The organism is Sulfurimonas gotlandica GD1, assembly GCF_000242915.1.
GTDB classification, from domain to species: domain Bacteria; phylum Campylobacterota; class Campylobacteria; order Campylobacterales; family Sulfurimonadaceae; genus Sulfurimonas; species Sulfurimonas gotlandica.
On record NZ_AFRZ01000001.1, the window covers coordinates 958,112 to 979,122 of the forward strand.

Genomic DNA, 21,011 nt, shown 5'->3' on the forward strand with positions numbered 1-21,011 from the left:
ATCTGAATAAGCTTTATATTTTTGACAAATCATCATACGCAAGTTTACGAATCCAGTCATTAAACTTGATATCGTTTTTTATACAATAAGTTGCAAATGTTTTTAACTCTTCTGGTGTTACCATCAGCTCTATTTCTACAAGCTTTTCATTTAAACTTACCAAGCTCTCTATTGTTTTATATTCTGTTTTCATATTAAGAAGAACAACTTAGCTTGATGTTTTTTGACTTTAAAGGTGTTGCTTTAGCCAGATGCTCCAACTCTAGATGCTCTTCAAATGGACTGTGAGCAACTATGAGTAATTCATCAATCATCGAGTACTCTCCCTGTTGTGCTTTTTCTATAGCTTCTTGTAAGATATGATTTTTCAAGATGTATTTTGGATTAGTTTTTAGCATCTGAGTATGTCTCTTTTCATTAGACAGGGTCTCTTTTTTTAGTCTCTCATCATAAGCATCTAGCCATTCACTAAGTGGTGTCTGAAACACTGCCATATCTAAGATATTTTTTTTATCTCCATCATAAGCAGAGAGTGTTCTAAAAAACTTCGTATAGTCTATAGTCGCACTCTCTAAAGAACCCAGCATCCACTTAAAGAGTTCTATATCTTTTTCATCTCTCTCATAGAGTCCCATCTTTTTATACATGATGCTTAGATACTCTTCTTCATAGCTAGTACCAAAGGTCTTATCTAAGATCTCTAAAGCTCTGTCATGATTTACTATCGATGATAGTGCCACTGCAAGTTTATGCAGGTTCCAGTGAGCGATGCCGGGTTGGTTTTTAAAACTGTAGCGACCATCTACATCTGTATGATTACAAATATATCCAGACTCATAATCATCCAAAAATGCAAAAGGTCCGTAGTCTATCGTTCTTCCATCTATGGACATATTGTCAGTGTTCATAACTCCATGGTTAAAACCTACACTCTGCCATCTGGCAATAGTTATGGCTGTATTTCGAACTATCTCTTCATACATCTTCACGTACATTCCCTCTACATCTTTTAGATGCTCGAATGATTCATCTATGACATAGTCTGCAAGTTTTTGAACCCTTGCATGCTCACCTCTAAAGTTAAAGTACTCAAATGTACCAAAACGAACCCAAGTAGGAGAAAGACGAAGAACTATTGCACCTTTTTCTCTCTCCTGTCTTGTTACATCGGAATCACTTCCAATAAGAGCGAGTGCTCGTGAAGTCTCGATGCCAAGACCATGCATCGCTTCAGACATGAGATACTCACGAATTGATGAGCGTAAAACTGCCCTTCCATCACCCATACGGGAGTATAGAGTAAGACCGGAACCTTTAAGTTGCAGGTTTTGACCATTTACCTTACCTAGATTTATAGCACGTCCATCTCCAAGTCTATAAACAAAATGCCCAAATTGATGACCTGCATAACACATGGCAAATGTATCTGAGCCTTCAAGGGAGTAAGTGCCATTTAGTATACCTACTAGATTTTCATCTTTAGTTATATCCTCATCTACTCCTAAGAGTTTTGCAGCATCCTTAGATACAGAGATAAGGAAAGGATCTTTAAGTGGTGTCGGTTCTACTTCATCAAAAAATATAGGATCAAGTTCTCTATATGGAGTAGTAAGTTTTAATTGTGATAGTTTCATAATCATGTTTTAACATTAGCCTTATTAAAAAAACCTATATAAAAAAAACAAACTTTTTTCTGTAGTACGATTTAAGAATAGTTTATTAAACTACTTGCATGAATAAATCACTACAGATGGTATATGAGTACCACAAAACTACAAAACATGCTCAACATAAATATGCTCGCTCGCTTGGCTACATGGACTGGAATACGCAACCCGACCCATTTAGAGTTTACAACGGAGCTAAAACTATAAAACTACCTTTAGCAATACAAAACTCAACTCCACCATATCATCTGCTAGATGCAGAGCTACCATCAGCCCCAGTTGTAAAAGAGTCTATCTCTCAGCTTTTGCAGTTCTCTATGGGTCTAGCTGCTTACAAAGAATCTGATGGAGGTTCATGGGCAGTAAGATGTAATGCTTCTAGTGGAAACCTACATCCGACTGAGACTTATCTTGTGCTTCCTCCTCTTATGCAAGAGCAAGTTGGTAAAAGTAGCATCTATCACTACAGACCAAAAGATCATGCACTAGAAGAACTTGCAAGTTTTGAGACATCATTCTGGAAAAAACTGCCAGAGGGAAGTTTCATAGTAGGACTATCTAGCATCTCATGGCGTGAAGTTTGGAAGTATGGAGAGCGTGCATTTCGCTATACGCAGCTAGATGCAGGACATGCATGGCAGGCTTTTATAGTATCTGCTAAGATGCTTGGATGGAAAGTGAATAGACTAGACAGCGTAAGCGATGCTGACATCTCTACTCTTTTAGGACTGACTCAAAAAACAAGATTCTTTGAAGATGAAAATCCAGATATGCTTTTTGTTATCTCACCCAAAGATGTAAACCCTAAACTATCATTAGATGCATTAGTAGATAGTGTTCCACTAAAGTTTGAAGGCATAGCAAACAAACTAAGTCCATCCATGCAAAAGTGGGATATAATCCCCGCAATAGAAGAAGCAACATCAGATGCACAAATCCCTCAGCCAACAACTCTAAGAAGTGAGATAACAAGAACTCCAAGTAGAGAGTCAAAAGACGTAGTTCTAAACAGACGAAGTGTTCATGTAATGCAAAAAGATATTTCTACAATTACAAAAGAGCAGTTTCATAATATGCTCTCTAGTATTTTAGATTCTCAAGATGCAAAAGAAAATTCTGCCCATTTAGCTATCTTTATTCATCAGGTTGAGGGTTATCAATCTGGTCTATATATTTTAGTGCGAAACTTTAGAGATAGGGATGACTTGGAAAAAGAGATGGACGCCAAGTTTCGTTGGAGTCATACAGAGTTTGAGCATCTCTACCTGCTTCAGACAAGAGACCTTTGTGCAACCTCAAAAGCCATAAGCTGTTCTCAAGACATAGCAAGTGATGGAGCATTTAGTCTTGGAATGTTGTGTAACTTCACTGATCAGCTTCAAATGTATGGAGCACATAGATATAAAGAACTTTACTGGGAGTGTGGAGCTATCGGTCAGCAACTATATTTAGAAGCCACTTCTATGGGACTCTCTGGAACAGGAATAGGATGTTTCTTAGATGATGATATGCATGGTCTGCTTGGACTTACAAATAATCGTTATCAGATTTTGTACCACTTTACTGTAGGACGTGGTTATGTGGATAGCCGTATTGCGACTCGACCGGCGTATGAGAGTTAAACTACTCATGAACTTTCCAAGAATATCCGTATCTATCCATATGATATTCTTGGTTTTGTTGCTCTAATATCTGACGTTCATTATCAACAAAGATTAATGATATAGTAAAAATAAACAGATCCATCAATATTACAATTATTAAAATTTTCAATGTAATGACTCTCTCTCTATTTATAAGATTAGCGTCCATACCATATAGTTTATGAAGTATAGACGATTATAATTATTTTATTTTCTCTAAAATTGAATCTACAGAGAAACCAAATTTCTCAAACAATAGTTCGGCAGGAGCAGATGCACCAAAAGTGTCCATGCCGATAACTGTATCAGCAAATCTGTACCACTCTAAGCCACGAGCCGCTTCAATAGCTACAGTTTTTGTTCCCTCTTTAATGATAGAAGAGATATAAGAAGCGTCTTGTTCTATGAAAAGGTCATAACAAGGAACAGATACAACATTCACTGGAACATCCATGCTATTTAGTGTCTCTTTAACTTTAAGAGCAAGTTCTACTTCACTTCCAGAAGCCATAAGAGTAATCACAGCATTTTCATCAGCCGATAATAAGTAACCACCCTTAGATATCTCACCAACTGCCGGAGTTGGAAGAACTGAAAGGTTTTGACGAGAACATACAAATGCAGATGGAGATTTACTCATCTGCAGAGCTACTTTCCATGCCTCAACATTTTCAGCACCATCAGCCGGTCTCCAAACGTAGAAGTTTGGAAGTGCTCGGAACTGAGAAAGATGCTCAATGGGTTGGTGAGTCGGACCATCTTCACCCACACCAATACTATCGTGAGTCCAGATAAAGAACTGCTGGATACCGGTAAGTGCTGCGATACGAGCAGCAGGTTTTAGATAGTCTGAAAATACAAAGAATGTAGCCGAGAAAGGTAGAAGTGGACCATAAAGAGCCATTGCATTTACGATAGATGCCATTGCATGTTCACGAATACCGAAGTAGATATTTCTACCTTTTGGATAAACACCCATGTCGTTTAAATTAGTCTTGTTTGATGGACTAAGATCAGCTGAACCACCTAAGAAACTAGGAATCCCTCGAGCGATAACGTTCATAATTTTACCGTTAGTACTACGAGTGGCATCTGCTTTATCAAAAGTTGGCCACTGGATACGAGAGAAATCAGGGTTTTGGAGTGCTGCTAAAGCTTCATTTTGCTCCATTAACGGAAGAGTCTTTTGTCTGTGAATCCATTCACGCTCTACCAAGTCACCATCTTCAATAGCACATCTAAAACGAGCCATTACATCTTCATCAACAAAGAACTTTTTCTCTGGATCGAATCCTGCATCAGTTTTAGCTTGAGCAATAACATCATCTCCAAGAGGCGCACCGTGAGAATGGTGAGAACCTTCTAACTTACCAGCACCCTTAGCAATGATAGTGTTAGCAATAATGATAGTTGGTTTAGTATTTGATTTTGCAGTAGTGATAGAAGCGTCTATTTCATCAAAGTTATGACCGTCACACTCTAAAACATCCCAACCCTGAGACTCGAAACGACCACGGATATCTTCTGATATACTCAAGTCAGTTGAACCCTCGATAGTAATACGATTTGAATCATAGATAAGAATAAGATTATCCAGTTTGTTGTGTCCAGCAATTGAACAAGCCTCATAAGAGATACCCTCTTCTAAATCGCCATCACCACATAGACAGTAAACGTTATGGTCAATCAGCTCTGCAGTCTCAGAGTTAACTTGAGAACCAACAAATTTTGAAGCCATAGAAAAACCAACAGCATTAGCAATACCCTGACCTAGTGGACCAGTAGTAATCTCAATACCTGCCGTATGTCCGTATTCTGGATGCCCAGGAGTTTTAGAATCAAGTTGACGGAAGTTTTTTAAATCTTCTACTTCTAAACCGTATCCCCAAAGGTAGTAAAGAGAGTAAATAAGACCAGTTGCATGACCGCCAGAGAAAACTAATCTGTCACGGTTTAACCACTCTGGATTTTTTGGGTTGTGGTTCATGTGCTCACTAAGGACTACAGCTATATCTGCAAGACCCATTGGTGCACCAGGGTGACCTGAGTTTGCTGCTTGAACCATATCTGCTGCTAAAAATCTTATCGAATCTGCCATTTTTTGACGTATTACATTACTCATTATTACTTCCTTAATTTTATTCCATAAAATGAAGGGAACCTTCATTTATTAGTCCCGCAAAGGAACAAGTCCCTTTACTCCGCTTGCACCGCTGTGGTGACTAAAGTTTAGTTTTTATGTCTATTTATATATTTTGTAAGTAGTGGTGAAAGTTCATTTTTCAGGTTCTCATCAAAACTGTTTAACTCATGAGTAAGCTCATCTGCTAACGCATTTGCTTCACTCATCGCAACATCTAATCCTAAAATAGTTACGAAGCTATTTTTATCTTCATCATTATTTGTAAGCTTTCCAGCTTCTTCTGAACTTTGAGTAACATCAAGTATGTCATCTTGAATCTGAAATAGAAGTCCAAGCTTTATACCAAAAGCATAAAGTTTGTCACCCAGTTCCTCTTGTCCAACTATAATAGCTCCCATTTTCAGTGAAGCTGCTATTAGTTTTGCAGTTTTGTTTGTGTGTAAAATTTTTATATCAGCAACATTAAGTGGTTTGTTTTCAAAATAACAGTCAATCGCTTGACCTAATACCATTCCGTTTAATCCACCATTTTTTGCCAACTCTTGGATGAGTTTTACTCTTGTATAGTCTGAAAAAGGTGCATTACTTAAAACTTCAAAAGAGTAAGTATTGAGAGCATCTCCAACAAGTATTGCTGTTACTTCATCATAAAGTACATGCAGTGTAGGCTCTCCCCTACGAAGAGGAGAGTCATCCATAGCAGGTAAATCATCATGAATTAGTGAGTACGTGTGTAGTAGTTCAACTGCGTAAGCAGCATGTCTAGCACCGTCTAACATAAGAGAGTTGTATGCAGCGACAACACCAAGCAGAAGAGCTGGTCTAAACCTTTTCCCACCGGCTATCAGCATCTGCTGCAATGCTTTCTCATAAGTAGGGTGAATACTCTTTGATGTTGGTAAATTCTCTAATAAAAATGTCTCAAAATTTTGCATGTGAAATTATATATGTACTCTTGTTAAATGACTATTAATTTCTATGCACTTTCACTGTAAATCATAAAATCATTTTTTGAAGACTTTTTAATACTGTACATAGCTTTATCTGCATAGTTAAATAATGAATCAATATTTGTAGCGTGCTCAGGAAAAATACTTATGCCGATACTTGCTCCAACTGAAGATGCTGGCAGACCTTCATAGTCTTTGCTTATCTCCTTAATAATTCGTTTAGCAACCTTCTCAACATATACTAAATCGCTTAAAGTTCCTATGGCAACAGCAAATTCATCACCGCCTATTCTTGCAATAATATCCTCTTTACGGAGTAAAGACTTTATTCTACTTGCAACAGTTTGTAAGACTTCATCACCTTTTGCATGTCCATAATTATCATTGACTGCTTTAAAACCATCGAGATCTATAAACAGCAAAGCAACTGAGTGTTTATGGCGAATAGCATAAGCAGTAATTCTTGCAAGTTCTTCTTTTAGAAGATATCTGTTTGGTATATCTGTTAGCTCATCGTGATGAGCACGATATTTTAGTTTTTCGTTTGCTTTTTCTAGTTGGGCACTGGTCTCTAAAAGTTTTTCATGTTCTGCTTCTAGCTTAGTGTTAGCATTTTTCTCTTTTTGATCAATGAAATATTTGATCAAATAATAAATTCCAGATAGTCCAACTGATATATTCAGAAGAAAAAACAACTCTACTGCAATTTGAGGCATGAAAGTTGTATGGTTTTCGATAAGTGTTTGATCAATGAGTGTAGAAATAACAACAAGAGACATAAAGGCATGAAACCAAGAGAGTGCTTTATCACTATCTTCATAAGTAAGGGCAGCTATTGGGGCAAAAAAAGCCCATATCATAACAAAGCTCCCAAGAGCAAAACCACCAAGAGACCACATAAGAAAAAATGGTAAAAGAAGTACAAGTATCATCTGTGTTTTTTGTAAAAAGACTATGTCTTTTGTTTTATTCAGATGCCAAAGGTTGAATAGAGATATAAGACTATAAGAAAGTGGAATAGAAGCAGATAGATAATGATCTAAATATAGGTATAAAAGTCCCCAAACTAAGGCAGCAGGGCCAATAATAAGAGGGACCATAGTTAATGAAGCTTTTTTAAGACGCTTTGTTTCACTATCAGTCGGCAGGGATCCTATATTAACACAAGCTTCTAAACATCTTTTAGCAATTGCTAACAAAACTTCCCCTTCTCAACTTACTTATTACTTTTTACTTTACCCTTGATATTTACAAAAAATTGAAAATGCTCTCTTTCAAACAAAAGAGATGCAAAGTATTTAAAGTCACTTATATGTTCTCTTATATCGGCAATAATGCTTACCTTTACGCCATTTACCTGCATAAGTCTATCACCGACTTTAAGTCCATAACCCTCAAATTCATTTGCAATTTTTAAAATAGTTAAGTTCTTACTAAAGTATATCCCTTTTTGCTCTAAAAAAGTATCGCTTATGTATCCACCGCCATATCTTTTTTGAGTTTTAACTTTAAAAGTAAAATATTTTGAGTCTCTTTTTATTTTAACACTATGTGTGGAGCCAACTTTTGAAAACAAAATCTTTCTCATTAAAGTAGCGCTATCCTTAACTTTTTTACCAGCAAAGTCTACAATAGTATCACCCTCTTGAAATGGGTTATCTTTTATAAACGGATTTACTCTTGTTATGGTGATAGATTTTTTTATATCATCAACTCTTATTCCAATATCTCCATATTGGGCAGATTTACTCTTTAAAAATCTCTCTAGATATTCTTTTTGGATTATTCCCTGAGGCGTAACTATTCCTTCTAATGCACAGCAACTATTTAGAAGTAAAGCAGGAGTTGCAAGAGGCTCATTAAAAGTTGCGAAATTATTTAAGCCAATCTGATCTTTAACAATCTTACCCTCGATAGCACGTTTATTATTAACAGAAGCAACACCCAAGGAGAGATGATTATTTATCTTAAACGGATGTTCAAATTTTGTTCTATCTTCTACAAGATAAAGAGAGAGAAAAGGATCATATTTTATTATTTTAGCGTTTGGAAGATGTGATGAAAAAAGCAATCTTTTATTTTTTAATACCGGTATTTGAAGTGTTTGATATTTTATAGATTTTGAGTCAGTTATTTTTAGCTTACAAGATTCATAGCCGCCTTTGCAGGCAAAAAGATTTAAAAGAAGAAAGTTTAGAGCTAAAAATAGCCTAAACATTTATTTTGATCCAAAAGGGTTCATTCCACCCATCCCACCAAGCATGCCTAATGCGCTACTTTGCTGATTTTGTTGAACCATTTTATTTATATCATTTAAAGCACCGATAAGCATGATTTGTAGTGAATCTTTATCAGACATTAGCGAATCATCAATATTTAAATCAATAACCTCACCCTTGCCATTCATACTAATCTCAACCATTCCACCGCCACTCTTTACATTGAAGACTTTAGACTCAAGTTCAGCTTGAAGTTTATTTGCATTTTCTTGCATACCTTCGAGCATTTTACTCATATCGCCTAAATTACCAAACATTTCTAAATACTGTCCGCTATATAATCTATATTGTTGTTATCATCTAAAATAACAACTTTTGGCTGGTAAGTCTCTAAGTCTTTTTCATCATAAGTTGCATATGCAACAATAATGATTTTATCACCTTTGTGAACTTTTCTAGCAGCAGCTCCATTTAAACAAATGTCTCTTTTGCCTCTTTCGCCTAAGATAATATAAGTTGAAAATCTTTCACCGTTGTTTACATTTAGTATTTCAACTTTTTGTCCGACTCTCATCTTTGCAGCTTCCATCAACTCTTCATCTATCGTAATCGAACCAACATAGTTTAAGTTGGCATCAGTTACAGTTGCGCGATGAATCTTGCTGTATAACATATCTATAGTCATCTACTTTTCCTACATTCCCATCTGTTTTTTCATCTCAGCAGGACTTATTGGATCATCCCACTGCTCAGAATTGATTACATATTCAGAAACAACGTTTCCACCAATAATATGCTCTGATATTATTTTATCAATTTTTTCTTTAGTTAATCCTGCATACATAGTATGTCCTGGCTCAACTAACATAATTGGACCTGAAGAACAACGGTTCATACAAGAAGTACGAATAGGCTGAACAGTTCCCATAATTCCTTCTTGCATTAGTTTAGTAGCAAGATATTGAAATAAATCTTGAGTTTGTGGTGTAACACATGATGGTTTTGGCATACCTGGAGGAGCTGATTGCTCACATTTAAAGATATAAAATGCCGGTTGAGGGATTCCCATAAATCTTATCCTTTGGAATTTTTATTGGAATTATAACTAAAATATACATATAAAATCTCATACGCAAAAACAAGTTTGTTTTTTTAAGCTAAATAGCAACTTTTTAGCTATAATTCACACAATAAATTCAAACAATAACAAGGTCAATAATTTGAAAAAGATTATACTATTTTCTCTACTAATTACATCTCTTTACTCATCTGAGGCAAAAGTCTACATGGGTATAGGTGGTGGTTACATGCACGAAACCTTTTCTGATGCCGCTAGTACAACAAATGCAGCAGAGATTGGAAAGATAAAGATAGGTTACGGGATAAGAGAGGCATACGCTATAGAGTTCTCATTTGATTATCTTAAAAACGACGCTAATATTTTTTCAACAACAGGAAAAGATAGCGATAAATTCGGAATGAATGTTGAACTTGTTAAGGCATTTGACTGGGATATCTTAATTAACCCATACTTTAAAGCTGGATTTGGAGCAGGTTACTTTGATATAAATCACGCTTCTAAAAATTCTCTAAACTATGGTACGTTTAATGTTGGTCTTGGCTTTTTTATTCCTATCAATGAGCATTTTGATATCGAAGTTGGGTATGATTATAAATATGTATCTTATGAAAAACTAACAGCTACAAGTGATGAAGTTAATTCTCACATGAATGGCGCTTATGCAGGATTTAACGTAAGATTTTAAAAAAGAGAGAGCAAATGAATTTGCACACCATCGAAGAAAAAATTTTACTTCTTTGTCCATATGTACAAGAAATTGTTGTTACTCTACATAATGGACGCCCATTTGCGACTATCTATCCTAATTTTCAAACACTAAAATCTGCATATATTATAAACATAGAGAGTGAAATCCGTTGGTACGGGGTAGAACTCTACAACATGGAAGTAGAAGAATCTAGAAAAGTTCGTGGGTATATAATCTCTACTCTTCCTCTACCAAGAACAGCATCTGGCGAATTTGACACTATAAGATTAGAAGAAATAATTTCTAATGATAAAACAACTCAAACTGCATCAGCATCTGAAGATGAGCCAGCAGATAATCTCTATCAAACAATAAAATCACATCTATCTTCGATGAGTCATGCAGTAATACTTCCATCTTCACATCTTGAACTTGACCTCAAACTTGACTCACTTGATTATGTAGAACTATTTGTATTTATTGAACATAGCTATGGTGTTAAGATTGACGAAAAAACCTTCTCCGCTTTAATGATTATGAATGATTTATACAAATATATAAAAGAGCATAAAGAATATATTAATCCTACTAAAATAGAGTGGGATGAGATATTAAATGAAGAGCATGAGGGAGAACTGATATTTTCTCCATTTATTATGTTTACATACAAAACACTTTTATTGCCATTTTTTAAACTCTTTTTTCGTCTTGAAGTAAATGGAGTAAAAAATATTCCCTCATCTTCATGCATCATTGCTCCTACACATCAGAGTATGCTAGATGGTTTTTTAATAGAAGCCACTCTTCCTTATAAAATATTAAAAAATACATTTTTTCTTGCCTTCAAACAGGTATTTGGTACTATCTTCTTTAATCCTATAGCTAAACACGGGCAGTCCATTTTAATAGATGCCAATATAAATCTCAAAGAAACTATGCAACACGCTTCACTGCCTTTAAAGAAAAAAAAGAATCTGGTTATATTTCCGGAAGGTGCTAGAACTAGGGATAGAAAACTACTGGAGTTTAGACCATTCTTTGCGATGCTCTCAAAAACACATAATGTACCGATTGTTCCAGTAATAATAGATGGAAGTTTTGAAGCACTTCCAAGCGGAAAAATATTTCCAAGACCTAGAAAAATAAAACTGACATACCTTAAACCTATTTATCCGAAAAACATGACTTATAGTGAGTTGACAAATCTTGTAAAAAGTACTATTGAGGAACAGATGTGAGTTTCCTAGAGCTCTTTAAACGACCTTGTCTTATTGGAGCTCATAGAGGTTCCCGTGCTCTGTATCCTGAAAATACTCTCTGTGCACTTGAAAAAAGTATTGGTCATTGCGATTTTATAGAGATAGATGTACAACTAAGCAGTGATAAAATTTTAGTTGTAATGCATGATGACACACTGGAGAGAACTACCAATATTAAAGAGTTGGATGCTTACAAATCACGTGAGCCATACAAAGTTTCTGATTTCAGTTATGAAGAGTTGTCTACACTTGATTATGGAAGTTGGTTTTATAGTGATGAGATTAAACCTGAACCACTACTTACTCTTAAAATAGCACTAGAGTTTATAAAAGAAAATCATCTTTTTATAAATATAGAGATTAAAGATATTCATAATTCCTTTGAGGATAAAGAAGTTATTTCTTTAGTACTTCAAGAGATAGCTGAGTCAAAAATAAAAGATCATGTTCTTATATCTTCATTTAGACACCAGTATCTTCTACTTTCTAAAGAGATACAACCTGATATTCCAACGGCAGTTTTAGTTGAAAAAAAACATCCGAAAAATCTTATCAACTATCTAAAATCACTAAGAGTAGATGCTTACCACTGCAGTGATAAACTTGCAGATGAAATTACAGTTGGAAATTTGAAAAGCACTGGGTTTTATGTAAATATATATACTGTCAACGATCCAATTAGGCGTCAACAGTTATTTGATATGGGAGTTAATGGGGTATTTAGTGATTATCTAGAATAGTTATTTAATATTTAAAAGTTCTCTAACAACTTCTCTATCATCAAAAGGGAATTGTTTGTCATATATTATCTGAAAAGCTTCGTCACCTTTACCAAGAATAACAACTACTTCTCCCTCACCCTGATCATCAAGTGCCATCTCTATTGCTTTTTTTCTATTAAGCTCAACACTTACGATGCTCCTATCTTCAATACCTTCTAAGATATCATCTACAATCGCTTGTGGATCTTCATTTCTCGGGTTGTCACTTGTAATGTATACTTTCTTTGCAAGACTAGCGGCAACTCTGCCCATAAGAGGACGTTTTTGCTTATCTCTATCTCCACCGGCTCCAAAGACGACTAAAAGTTCTTTTTCTTTTAGAGCATTTAAGACTTGTTGCATACCATCTGGAGTATGTGCAAAATCTACTATAACATTTGGAAGCTCACAGACTTGTTCCATTCGACCACTTACACCTGCAAAGTTATCTACTACTTCAACTATCTTCTCTAATTTTTCATCAACTAAAAGATCTACTGCACCGATTGCTGCCATTAAGTTGTAAAGATTGAAAAAGCCATGAAGAGAGGATGTAAATGGCACTACTTCTTTAAAATGCTGAATTATACCACTAGATGCATTGTTAAGTGAGTATGCCATTAGCTTATATGAGGCAGGATTTTCTATGCCATATGTAAAAGTGTTTTTAATATTAAAAGCAGATCTTGGCTCATCTTTATTTATAAGCTTTTTGCCTTCATCTTGAAAAAAACTATTTTTTACTGCTATGTATTCACCTATAGTTTTATGGTAATCTAGATGATCTTGTGTAATATTTGTTAGTATTTTAAGCTCAAACTTTAAACCCTCTATACGTTCTTGAGCGATAGCATGAGAGCTTACTTCCATAATAAAAAATTCACATCCAGATTCAACAGCTTGATATATATGCTTGTAAGTATTTAATACACTTGGAGTAGTTAAAGATTTGCCTTCAATTACTTCATCATTCATAAAAAAGCCACGAGTTCCCTGCATCGCAGTTTTGTAGCCTAAATCAAGTAAAAAAGAGTATATAGCACTGGCTGTTGTAGTCTTACCATTAGTTCCAGTAATCCCAACTATCTTGATTTTATCAATACCAAATAACTCTGCTATATCTTTAATATTAATTATTGAATGAGCACCATTATCCTTGGCATCTTGAAGATATTTCTTATTTTGAGCACTTAGGACAAAAGCTGTGTCTGCACCACACTCTGATGAGTTTTCACTTACGTATTTATACTCTTGGTTTGGTAATTCAATTTTCACTTTTTTTACTCTTTGCCAACTTTTTAAGTAGTTTTCTCAGTAACACATCACTAGGATAAACACTAAGTGCATTTTCCAAGTAAGTTAGTGCCATCTCTGCAAAACCGTGTTCAATTAGGTTTTCTAAAAAATCTATAAAATCTTCTTTTTGAGTAATAATTACGCGAGTAGAAAACATAATATTCTCAAAAGTTTCTTTAAAACCTGCACCCTTGTCTAGAATGGCTTTAAAATCTTGATAAAGTATCCCGTCTTCAAATTCTAGTCTCTCACGTATAGGCTCTGAAAAAACTTCACTTAGCTTCTCTACCGTACCATCCATAGTTTGTAATATATCACTCATAATATTATCAGCTGATTCTTTATCTTCATCTTTTAATATTTCATAATAATCAAAAAGAGCCTCAGCACCACCCTCACCACTCAAAGCCATCTCAGATAAAATCACACCATTATACGCCTCTTTTGAGTTAGGAAAATCCTGCAAAACTACTGCAAATTTCTCCAATGCATTTTTATAGTCTGACTTACTAAAGCACTCTTTAGCTTGTGTTAATGTTTTATGTTTGCTAATGCCGTTCATTTTTTTCACTTGTTTTAAAGATTATCTATATCGTTTTCCATACCTACCGGTACATTTACAACTGTAAGCTCCGGATGTATATCCATTCTTAGTTGTCTCTCCACACCATATTTTAGTGTACTACCACTACTTGCACACCCTATACATGCACCTTTTAACTGAACATAAACATTTCCATTTTTTACAGTTATAAAGTCTATATCTCCACCGTCTAATGCTAATGAAGGACGAATTTTATTTATCGCTACCTGCACTGGATTCATTAACTCTTCGTCAGTAAATGGAATCATCTATTATCCTTTAATATTCTATATACATAAAATATGACAATATCGCTTAACAAGTCATAAAAAATTAAATTACCTTGCTACTTTTAGTCTTTTAAGGCTAAAACTTCATGCACATAGCTTGGTTTTCTCATTCCAACAAGGATGTAATCTATACTATCTCTTTGCATTAAAAATCTTAATGCGCATTCTTGTAAAGATGTATCACACTCTTTAAAAAAATCTTTTAATTCAATTCTTGTTTTTTTTGAGCATTCATGCAAAACCATCTTTCTATACTCTATAAAAAACAAATCAATAAAGTTCAGCATTACTTCTCTGTTTTTATCATCTATGGCTTCAAGAGAAACTCTGATATGTGGAATTATTTGAGCATAAAAAAACGAGTCATAATCACCAATCCAGCCAAACTTGTGTTTTGAAGCATCTAACTCTTCTAGAAGATTGTAAAGAGGTTGAAGCAACTCGTTGTCGCATACATCAAGCAACTCATTTAGGTGATGGTAATACTCATTTGATTCTTCATAATCAGCTAATCTATACATTGATTTCTCATACTCAGCATTTAAAGGCCTATTTACTAAAACTCTTAGTCCATTCTCTTTTGCCCAAGAAGCACATTTTAAACCTTCTCTCTCAAGAATATTAATCGGCAGTTCAATAGTTGTAAAATTATGAGAATCATTTCCTACCTCTTCAGATGCTCTATCTGCAATTGTTATAAGATCTTCATACGGTAAAAACTCATCAGAATTATGGTTTTTTGAAAAACTATTTGAACTTATTCCATAAGAAGAAATTCTTCCATTTTTAACCTCTTCTTCAAGAGCAGCAAAAGCACTATATAGTCTTCTGTACATCTCATCAAGTCTATCGTCTTTTTCTACATTTTTATTGATTGCGTCAAGAAGGTAGTACTCTGGATTATGTATCAAATAGCAATCAAGTTTATTCATCTCCAAACGTCTAAGTGATTGGGTTAATTGATCATGTATGAATGATTTTGAGATAGAGTGAAAACAATCTTTAGTAAACTCAACAACTTCTTCAAAAGGTTCATCTTTATGTCTCTCCAAATTAGCACCTTGAATATATCCAAACTTACTAATTACTTCTACATTTAATTTAACATCTTCATTAAACTCTCTAAATGCAAGTGCAATAGCTCTCTCAGCACCTCCATCCATGTAGTTAGAGGATGTGTCTATCATCGTTAAACCTGAATCGATTGCTTCTTTTAATGCTTCTATATGCTGTGGATTATAATCACTTATTCTATAAGTTCCAAATGCGAAATTACTCATAATGTCTCACTTTTTGTTAAAGTATTTTAGAATTGGGAAGTTTTATTTTGAAAAAAGCACAGTAAGTTGTGCGTGGGCGTTATGCCGAATAAAACTCAGCGTTAGCGTAGGAAAAGGAGGTTGTGTTCCCTTTCCTTATTGAATATAGTTATTATACTAATTCAATAAATGCCATAGTAGTAGCGTCACCACGACGAATACGAGTTCTAATAATTCTAGTATATCCACCAGCACGATCAACGTACTTAGGAGCTATTTCGTTTACTAAAGTTTTAGTTGCTTCTTTACTTTGAAGCGCCGCGAATACTGTTCTATGAGCATTAGAATCATTCTTACCAGCTATTGTGATAAGTTTTTCAACATAAGAACGAAGCTCTTTAGCTTTAATAACAGTAGTTTCAATTTTACCATGTTCAATTAACGAAATACTAAGGTTCTTAAGTAAAGCAGCACGGTGTGCACTTGTACGACCTAGTTTACGGTATCCATGACGATGTCTCATCTATAATTCCTCTATTAAGCCTGTGCGGCTTCTATTTTCTTTTTTAACGCACTTACTACATCATCTGCAAGGTCTGCACCAACAGCAAAACCAAATTCAAGTAGTTTATCTACGATTTCATCATATGACTTTTTACCTAGGTTTTTAACATTTTTAAGGTCATTTTGACTCATTAATGCTATTTCACCTACCAGTTTAATGCTTGAGCGATCAAGACAGTTAAAACTTCTTGCACTTAAACCTAAACTATCAATATGAGTTACTAATTTTTTAAGATCAGGGTTTTCTTCAACACGTTCCATTGTTGTTGCAGCTTTAATACTGATCTCTGAGTTAAATACAGCTAATTGAGCATACATAACTTCTAGAGAGTTTTTAAATGCGTCTAACGGAGAAATTTGTCCATCAGTTCTAATATTTAAAATTACTCTTTCAAAGTTAGGATTGTCTTCTACAAGAACATTCTCAATTTTGTATGTTGCACTACGAACAGGAGTAAAGTAAGCATCTAATGCTATATATCCATCTTCTAGTTCATCATGAGTATCTTCACTTGGAACATAACCGATACCTTGTGCAATTTTAATTACAAAGTTAAGAGTTGAGTCTTCGTTAAGAGTTGCAAGTGGAGCGTCTGGCGTTACCACTTCAACTTCATCACTGTTAAGGTCTGCACCTTTAATAGTACATGGCCCAGCGAAGCTATAGCTAATCTTTGCTTCTGAAGCTTCATCTTTAAGCTTAAAGCGAATCTCTTTAAGGTTTAAAATAAAATCAGAAATATCTTCAAGCATACCACGCACTGAGTCAAACTCATGCTTAGCACCTTCGATTTTAATAGCAATTGGTGCATAACCAACTGAACTACTTAATAAAAAACGGCGAAGTGGATGAGCTAAAGATATAGCATAACCTGTTTCAAACGGGTATGCCATAATATTAGCTTCATTCTCACTAATCTGTTCTACCTCAAATTCTTGAGGAGCAAGTGGAGTAGTTTTAATCTTTTTCATCTAACGCCTTTTATTAACTATTATTTAGAGTAAAGCTCAACGATTAAACGCTCTTCAACAGGAATAACAACTTCTTCACGCTCAGGTAAACGAGTAAAGATACCAAATACTTTATCAGCATCAATATCAACCCATGGAGCTAAACCAGTCTGATTAGTTAATTCCATAGCACGAACGATTTGATTGTTTTTCTTGCTTGATTCACGAACTTCAATTTTCTGACCAGGTTTTACACGGTAAGAAGGAATATCTAGTTTTTTGCCATCTACAAGTAGGTGACCGTGAGTAACAAGTTGACGAGCAAAACGACGAGTCGAAGCAAAGCCCATTCTATAAACAACATTATCAAGTCTGCTCTCGATTAGAGTAATTAGGTTTGTACCTGTATTACCTTCACGACGCTTAGCTTCAACAAACAGTGCACGGAATTGCTTCTCAGAAACACCATACATGAATTTTGCTTTTTGCTTTTCATTAAGTTGTAAACCATACTCAGAAACTTTCTTACGACGCTGACCATGTTGACCAGGACCATAAGGTCTTTTTTCTAATGCAGATTTACCTGCTAAACGACGCTCACCTTTTAAGTTAAGGCTTACACCGAATCTTCTTTCGATTTTTTCTACTGGACCTCTATATCTTGCCATCAGTAATCTCCTTAAACTCTACGACGCTTAGGTGCGCGACAACCGTTGTGTGGTAATGCAGTAACATCTTTCATAAATGTAACGCGAATACCTTCGATAGCACCTACAGCTTTAGTTGCTGTCTCACGACCTGAACCAGGACCTTGAACTTTAATACCAAGTTCTTTTATACCATGTACTTGAGCTTTAGCTACCGCATCTTCTACAGCAGCTTGAGCTGCGAATGGAGTAGATTTTTTAGAGCCCTTGAAACCTAAGCTTCCAGCAGAACTCCAAGCAATCATATTGCCCATTTCATCAGTAATAGTTACAAGAGTATTGTTAAATGATGCAGAAATGTGGCAGATACCACGTGCAATATTTTTCTTTACTACTTTTTTTCTAACAGCTTTTCTTTTTGCCATCTATAATCCCTTACGCTGCGCCGACAGTTTTACGTTTACCCTTACGAGTACGCGCATTTGTCTTTGTTTTTTGACCACGACATGGAAGACCACGACGGTGACGAAGACCTCTGTATGAACCTAAATCCATAAGTGCCTTAATATCCATAGCAACTTTTTTACGTAAATCACCTTCAACCATATGGTTTTCACGGATTTCCGCAGTAATTGCTGCTACATCTGCTTCGTTTAATTCGAAAACTCTTTTGTTATAGTCTATACCTGTCGCGTCTAAAATTAGACGAGAAGCATGTAAACCAATACCATAGATGTATGTTAGACCATACTCTACTCTTTTCTTTTTAGGTAAATCAACACCGGAAATACGAGCCATGGTTATCCTTGTCTCTGTTTATGTTTTTTAACTTTGCAGATTACTCTTACAATGCCTTTTCTTTTGATAACTTTACAGTCATCACACATCTTCTTCACTGAAGCACGTACTTTCATAGAAAGCTCCTATATTTATCTTATAAAAACAGAACTAGTCCAATTTTTATTAAATCATTAATGCTACACGTTTTCACGCGAGAATCAATGAGTTTTAATTTGTCTTTGCTGCATGTAGGCGAACAATCTTTTGCTTGCCAATACTTTTATCTATATATAGTATATAAAGATAGAAATACTCAACTATTATGTTAAAACAGCAAAGCGGATGAGGATTGTATCCAAATAAATGTAAAAGATTTATTAAGAGAGATTAATTTGATTACCTTTCTCTAACAAAAGCTTATTTAAGTGCTATAATAACCCTTAATTTAGACTATTCCCATATTACACTGACACCATACTCTTGATTTAGCACTATATGTTTATTGTAGTAAACCTTTTTACCATATTTTTTACTCAGAAGTTCTACTTCAATCGACTCTTCTTCAAGAAGTTCTCTTACTTCTTTATATGAAAGCCATTTTCCATACCCAGATAAGGTGTTTTGCCAAATTTTAAAATCACAGGTAGACGTTTGAGTCAGTTCAAACATTTCACCATCTTCTGTTTTCCACTCTGCATTTGAGCATGCGTATAGCTTTACTTTTTTACCTCTTACCTCTTTATCTCTAACTTCAATATCTCCACCATCGCAGTATGGGCATTTTCCTAAAATCATTTAAACTCCTAAAAAACTATAAAAGAATAACTTATATTAAAAGTAAGCATAAAAAAGATGACACATTGCAATACAATTGTTGTTTTTAATAAAATATTTATCGTATACTGTTATAATTTACGGTAACTTATAAATAAATCTAGATTAGGTATAGCATATGAAAAAAGTCTTAGTAGTTGATGATAGCCAAACAGTATTGAGTATGTTAAAATCAGAAATAGAAAAATATAGTGATATTAAGCCTTATTTTGCATCAAGTTACAAGGAAGCTATGCGCCTTCTACGGGAACATCAAGGTAAATTTCACGCTGCACTACTTGATCTTAATCTTCCAGATGCTCCTGAAGGTGAAGTTGTTGCACTAGCAAACTCTCATAACATTCCTTCTGTTGTACTAACAGGAACAATTGATGAAAAAGCACAACTCTCTCTTCTTAAAAAAGATGTAATAGATGTAATCTTAAAAAATGATCCATCTAGTATAAAATTTGCCGTTAAAGAGATATCTAGAACTTTGAAAAATTATGACACGACTGTTTTAGTAGTTGATGATTCTAAACTGTTTAGGCAAATTTTAAGAGAATGTTTAGAAAAAATCAAACTAAATGTAATTGAAGCTACAAATGGACAAGAAGCATTAGACCTTTTAAACAATAAAGAGAACAAGATATCTCTTATTCTTACGGATTATGAGATGCCAATAGTGAATGGACTAGATCTTACATTTAAAATAAGAGAAAAATATAAAAAAGATCAACTTGGTATTATCGTTATTAGTTCTGCTGAAGCGCAAAATGTAATAAGTAAATTTTTAAAATTTGGTGCAAATGATTTTATCAACAAGCCATTTACTGAAAATGAGATAATTACAAGAGTTAACTCTAACCTGGAACTTTTAGACCTTTTTGACAAAATCAGAGATATGGCAAATAAAGATTTCTTGACAGGTGCATACAACAGACGTTACTTTTTTGACAGCGGAAATTCTACATATTCAAAAAATAAACGAAATGATACTCCACTTGCAGTAGCTATGATAGATATAGACAAGTTCAAAAACATTAATGACACATATGGACATGATATAGGTGATATAGCAATAAAAGAAGTTAAAAAGATATTAGATGAAAATCTAAGAACATCTGACCTCATGGCACGTTTTGGAGGCGAAGAATTTTGTATACTTCTTGAGGACATTTCACTTGAAAACATAAAAGTACTTTTTGAAAAGATAAGAAAGAAGTTTGAAGACAATGTTATAGATATAAATGCAACGGCTATTTCATATACCATCTCTACAGGTATATATTTCGGTTTTTCAGATTCACTTGAAGATATGATTAGACTCTCTGATGAAGCACTCTATACTGCCAAAGAAAGCGGCAGAAATAGGGTTGAGATAAAGCAATAAAATTGTATTAGTAAACATTTTGCT

General features: G+C 34.6%; 26 protein-coding genes. 5 read left to right on the forward strand and 21 right to left on the reverse strand.

The genetic code is table 11. The features are described 5' to 3' along the window. Positions 1-13: 13 nt before the first annotated feature. Both SMGD1_RS04585 and SMGD1_RS04590 read right to left on the reverse strand, forming a co-directional pair. Complete coding sequence (locus SMGD1_RS04585) at positions 14-193, reverse strand: hypothetical protein (protein WP_008338955.1); 180 nt, start codon at positions 191-193, stop codon at positions 14-16. Between the two features lies 1 nt (position 194). Next, positions 195-1,634 carry a protein adenylyltransferase SelO gene (locus tag SMGD1_RS04590; protein WP_316680470.1) on the reverse strand — a complete coding sequence of 480 codons (1,440 nt, stop codon included), beginning with the start codon at positions 1,632-1,634 and terminating at the stop codon, positions 195-197. A gap of 98 nt (positions 1,635-1,732) precedes the next feature. Between SMGD1_RS04590 and SMGD1_RS04595 the strand changes: the two genes are divergently transcribed. After that, on the forward strand, positions 1,733-3,289 hold the full coding sequence (locus SMGD1_RS04595) for a SagB/ThcOx family dehydrogenase (RefSeq protein WP_008338809.1): 1,557 nt from the start codon (positions 1,733-1,735) through the stop codon (positions 3,287-3,289). A 1-nt stretch (position 3,290) separates the two neighbouring features. Here SMGD1_RS04595 and SMGD1_RS14555 read toward each other — a convergent pair whose 3' ends face one another. The 8 genes from SMGD1_RS14555 to SMGD1_RS04630 form a co-directional block, all read right to left on the reverse strand. Beyond that, entirely contained in the window at positions 3,291-3,479 is a 189-nt protein-coding gene (locus tag SMGD1_RS14555; protein WP_008339078.1) for a hypothetical protein, read from the reverse strand. Between the two features lie 33 nt (positions 3,480-3,512). Next, entirely contained in the window at positions 3,513-5,432 is a 1,920-nt protein-coding gene (gene tkt, locus SMGD1_RS04600; RefSeq protein ID WP_008338761.1) for a transketolase, read from the reverse strand. Positions 5,433-5,539: 107 nt separating this feature from the next. Beyond that, positions 5,540-6,388 (reverse strand): polyprenyl synthetase family protein, encoded by an 849-nt coding sequence (locus tag SMGD1_RS04605; protein ID WP_008338922.1) that lies wholly within the window; start codon positions 6,386-6,388, stop codon positions 5,540-5,542. A 41-nt stretch (positions 6,389-6,429) separates the two neighbouring features. Then, entirely contained in the window at positions 6,430-7,602 is a 1,173-nt protein-coding gene (locus SMGD1_RS04610; protein WP_008338772.1) for a GGDEF domain-containing protein, read from the reverse strand. 17 nt (positions 7,603-7,619) lie between these two features. Next, complete coding sequence (locus SMGD1_RS04615) at positions 7,620-8,621, reverse strand: DUF7488 domain-containing protein (RefSeq protein ID WP_008339118.1); 1,002 nt, start codon at positions 8,619-8,621, stop codon at positions 7,620-7,622. Then, positions 8,622-8,939, reverse strand: a complete 318-nt coding sequence (locus SMGD1_RS04620; protein ID WP_008340763.1) for a YbaB/EbfC family nucleoid-associated protein — start codon at positions 8,937-8,939, stop codon at positions 8,622-8,624. Positions 8,940-8,941: 2 nt separating this feature from the next. After that, positions 8,942-9,307 (reverse strand): aspartate 1-decarboxylase, encoded by a 366-nt coding sequence (gene panD / locus SMGD1_RS04625; protein WP_008338953.1) that lies wholly within the window; start codon positions 9,305-9,307, stop codon positions 8,942-8,944. A 9-nt stretch (positions 9,308-9,316) separates the two neighbouring features. Then, positions 9,317-9,691, reverse strand: a complete 375-nt coding sequence (locus SMGD1_RS04630) for a (2Fe-2S) ferredoxin domain-containing protein (RefSeq protein WP_008338890.1) — start codon at positions 9,689-9,691, stop codon at positions 9,317-9,319. 151 nt (positions 9,692-9,842) lie between these two features. Here SMGD1_RS04630 and SMGD1_RS04635 point away from each other — a divergent pair, with 151 nt between their 5' ends. From SMGD1_RS04635 to SMGD1_RS04645, 3 genes are read left to right on the forward strand one after another with little or no spacing between them, the layout of a single operon-like run. Next, positions 9,843-10,388, forward strand: a complete 546-nt coding sequence (locus SMGD1_RS04635) for an outer membrane beta-barrel protein (RefSeq protein WP_008338994.1) — start codon at positions 9,843-9,845, stop codon at positions 10,386-10,388. Between the two features lie 14 nt (positions 10,389-10,402). Next, positions 10,403-11,629, forward strand: coding sequence for a 1-acyl-sn-glycerol-3-phosphate acyltransferase (locus tag SMGD1_RS04640; RefSeq protein WP_008338728.1), 1,227 nt, complete (start codon positions 10,403-10,405; stop codon positions 11,627-11,629). Next, positions 11,626-12,390 (forward strand): glycerophosphodiester phosphodiesterase, encoded by a 765-nt coding sequence (locus tag SMGD1_RS04645; RefSeq protein WP_008340767.1) that lies wholly within the window; start codon positions 11,626-11,628, stop codon positions 12,388-12,390. The genes SMGD1_RS04640 and SMGD1_RS04645 overlap by 4 nt, the downstream gene beginning before the upstream one ends. Here the strand turns inward: SMGD1_RS04645 and SMGD1_RS04650 are convergent, their stop codons facing one another. From SMGD1_RS04650 to SMGD1_RS04700, 11 genes are all read right to left on the reverse strand, one after another. Beyond that, a complete protein-coding gene (locus SMGD1_RS04650; protein WP_008339083.1) occupies positions 12,391-13,686 on the reverse strand; it encodes a UDP-N-acetylmuramoyl-L-alanyl-D-glutamate--2,6-diaminopimelate ligase in 1,296 nt (431 codons plus the stop codon). Beyond that, positions 13,676-14,269, reverse strand: coding sequence for a hypothetical protein (locus SMGD1_RS04655; RefSeq protein WP_008338731.1), 594 nt, complete (start codon positions 14,267-14,269; stop codon positions 13,676-13,678). Before SMGD1_RS04655 ends, SMGD1_RS04650 begins: the two co-directional genes overlap by 11 nt. 14 nt (positions 14,270-14,283) lie before the next feature. Beyond that, a complete protein-coding gene (locus tag SMGD1_RS04660; protein ID WP_008338707.1) occupies positions 14,284-14,559 on the reverse strand; it encodes a NifU family protein in 276 nt (91 codons plus the stop codon). Between the two features lie 83 nt (positions 14,560-14,642). Further along, complete coding sequence (locus SMGD1_RS04665) at positions 14,643-15,860, reverse strand: aldo/keto reductase (RefSeq protein WP_008339075.1); 1,218 nt, start codon at positions 15,858-15,860, stop codon at positions 14,643-14,645. 151 nt (positions 15,861-16,011) lie between these two features. Next, on the reverse strand, positions 16,012-16,362 hold the full coding sequence (rplQ, locus tag SMGD1_RS04670; protein WP_008339147.1) for a 50S ribosomal protein L17: 351 nt from the start codon (positions 16,360-16,362) through the stop codon (positions 16,012-16,014). 14 nt (positions 16,363-16,376) lie between these two features. Next, the gene (locus SMGD1_RS04675; RefSeq protein WP_008338920.1) at positions 16,377-17,375 is read right to left on the reverse strand and encodes a DNA-directed RNA polymerase subunit alpha; all 999 of its coding nucleotides are present in this window, start codon (positions 17,373-17,375) and stop codon (positions 16,377-16,379) included. Between the two features lie 20 nt (positions 17,376-17,395). Then, positions 17,396-18,022, reverse strand: a complete 627-nt coding sequence (gene rpsD / locus SMGD1_RS04680) for a 30S ribosomal protein S4 (protein ID WP_008339077.1) — start codon at positions 18,020-18,022, stop codon at positions 17,396-17,398. 11 nt (positions 18,023-18,033) lie between these two features. Then, positions 18,034-18,426: a 30S ribosomal protein S11 gene (rpsK, locus tag SMGD1_RS04685; protein WP_008338704.1), complete on the reverse strand. Its 393-nt coding sequence runs from the start codon at positions 18,424-18,426 to the stop codon at positions 18,034-18,036. A gap of 10 nt (positions 18,427-18,436) precedes the next feature. Beyond that, positions 18,437-18,799: a 30S ribosomal protein S13 gene (rpsM, locus tag SMGD1_RS04690; protein WP_008338725.1), complete on the reverse strand. Its 363-nt coding sequence runs from the start codon at positions 18,797-18,799 to the stop codon at positions 18,437-18,439. 2 nt (positions 18,800-18,801) lie between these two features. Then, positions 18,802-18,915 carry a 50S ribosomal protein L36 gene (gene rpmJ / locus SMGD1_RS04695; RefSeq protein ID WP_008338806.1) on the reverse strand — a complete coding sequence of 38 codons (114 nt, stop codon included), beginning with the start codon at positions 18,913-18,915 and terminating at the stop codon, positions 18,802-18,804. A 316-nt stretch (positions 18,916-19,231) separates the two neighbouring features. Beyond that, the gene (locus SMGD1_RS04700; protein ID WP_008339046.1) at positions 19,232-19,576 is read right to left on the reverse strand and encodes a hypothetical protein; all 345 of its coding nucleotides are present in this window, start codon (positions 19,574-19,576) and stop codon (positions 19,232-19,234) included. A 157-nt stretch (positions 19,577-19,733) separates the two neighbouring features. Here SMGD1_RS04700 and SMGD1_RS04705 point away from each other — a divergent pair, with 157 nt between their 5' ends. Beyond that, positions 19,734-20,987, forward strand: a complete 1,254-nt coding sequence (locus tag SMGD1_RS04705; RefSeq protein WP_008338892.1) for a GGDEF domain-containing response regulator — start codon at positions 19,734-19,736, stop codon at positions 20,985-20,987. The last annotated feature ends 24 nt before the right edge of the window (positions 20,988-21,011 follow it).

What these genes read in the sequence shown, in the direction of transcription:
- SMGD1_RS04585 (WP_008338955.1), bottom strand. Translation starts at nt 193, where the DNA reads ATGAAAACAGAATATAAAACAATAGAGAGCTTGGTAAGTTTAAATGAA.
- SMGD1_RS04590 (WP_316680470.1), bottom strand. Translation starts at nt 1,634, where the DNA reads ATGAAACTATCACAATTAAAACTTACTACTCCATATAGAGAACTTGAT.
- SMGD1_RS04595 (WP_008338809.1), top strand. Translation starts at nt 1,733, where the DNA reads ATGAATAAATCACTACAGATGGTATATGAGTACCACAAAACTACAAAA.
- SMGD1_RS14555 (WP_008339078.1), bottom strand. Translation starts at nt 3,479, where the DNA reads ATGGACGCTAATCTTATAAATAGAGAGAGAGTCATTACATTGAAAATT.
- tkt (WP_008338761.1), bottom strand. Translation starts at nt 5,432, where the DNA reads ATGAGTAATGTAATACGTCAAAAAATGGCAGATTCGATAAGATTTTTA.
- SMGD1_RS04605 (WP_008338922.1), bottom strand. Translation starts at nt 6,388, where the DNA reads ATGCAAAATTTTGAGACATTTTTATTAGAGAATTTACCAACATCAAAG.
- SMGD1_RS04615 (WP_008339118.1), bottom strand. Translation starts at nt 8,621, where the DNA reads ATGTTTAGGCTATTTTTAGCTCTAAACTTTCTTCTTTTAAATCTTTTT.
- SMGD1_RS04620 (WP_008340763.1), bottom strand. Translation starts at nt 8,939, where the DNA reads ATGTTTGGTAATTTAGGCGATATGAGTAAAATGCTCGAAGGTATGCAA.
- panD (WP_008338953.1), bottom strand. Translation starts at nt 9,307, where the DNA reads ATGACTATAGATATGTTATACAGCAAGATTCATCGCGCAACTGTAACT.
- SMGD1_RS04630 (WP_008338890.1), bottom strand. Translation starts at nt 9,691, where the DNA reads ATGGGAATCCCTCAACCGGCATTTTATATCTTTAAATGTGAGCAATCA.
- SMGD1_RS04640 (WP_008338728.1), top strand. Translation starts at nt 10,403, where the DNA reads ATGAATTTGCACACCATCGAAGAAAAAATTTTACTTCTTTGTCCATAT.
- SMGD1_RS04655 (WP_008338731.1), bottom strand. Translation starts at nt 14,269, where the DNA reads ATGAACGGCATTAGCAAACATAAAACATTAACACAAGCTAAAGAGTGC.
- SMGD1_RS04660 (WP_008338707.1), bottom strand. Translation starts at nt 14,559, where the DNA reads ATGATTCCATTTACTGACGAAGAGTTAATGAATCCAGTGCAGGTAGCG.
- SMGD1_RS04665 (WP_008339075.1), bottom strand. Translation starts at nt 15,860, where the DNA reads ATGAGTAATTTCGCATTTGGAACTTATAGAATAAGTGATTATAATCCA.
- rplQ (WP_008339147.1), bottom strand. Translation starts at nt 16,362, where the DNA reads ATGAGACATCGTCATGGATACCGTAAACTAGGTCGTACAAGTGCACAC.
- SMGD1_RS04675 (WP_008338920.1), bottom strand. Translation starts at nt 17,375, where the DNA reads ATGAAAAAGATTAAAACTACTCCACTTGCTCCTCAAGAATTTGAGGTA.
- rpsD (WP_008339077.1), bottom strand. Translation starts at nt 18,022, where the DNA reads ATGGCAAGATATAGAGGTCCAGTAGAAAAAATCGAAAGAAGATTCGGT.
- rpsK (WP_008338704.1), bottom strand. Translation starts at nt 18,426, where the DNA reads ATGGCAAAAAGAAAAGCTGTTAGAAAAAAAGTAGTAAAGAAAAATATT.
- rpsM (WP_008338725.1), bottom strand. Translation starts at nt 18,799, where the DNA reads ATGGCTCGTATTTCCGGTGTTGATTTACCTAAAAAGAAAAGAGTAGAG.
- rpmJ (WP_008338806.1), bottom strand. Translation starts at nt 18,915, where the DNA reads ATGAAAGTACGTGCTTCAGTGAAGAAGATGTGTGATGACTGTAAAGTT.
- SMGD1_RS04700 (WP_008339046.1), bottom strand. Translation starts at nt 19,576, where the DNA reads ATGATTTTAGGAAAATGCCCATACTGCGATGGTGGAGATATTGAAGTT.
- SMGD1_RS04705 (WP_008338892.1), top strand. Translation starts at nt 19,734, where the DNA reads ATGAAAAAAGTCTTAGTAGTTGATGATAGCCAAACAGTATTGAGTATG.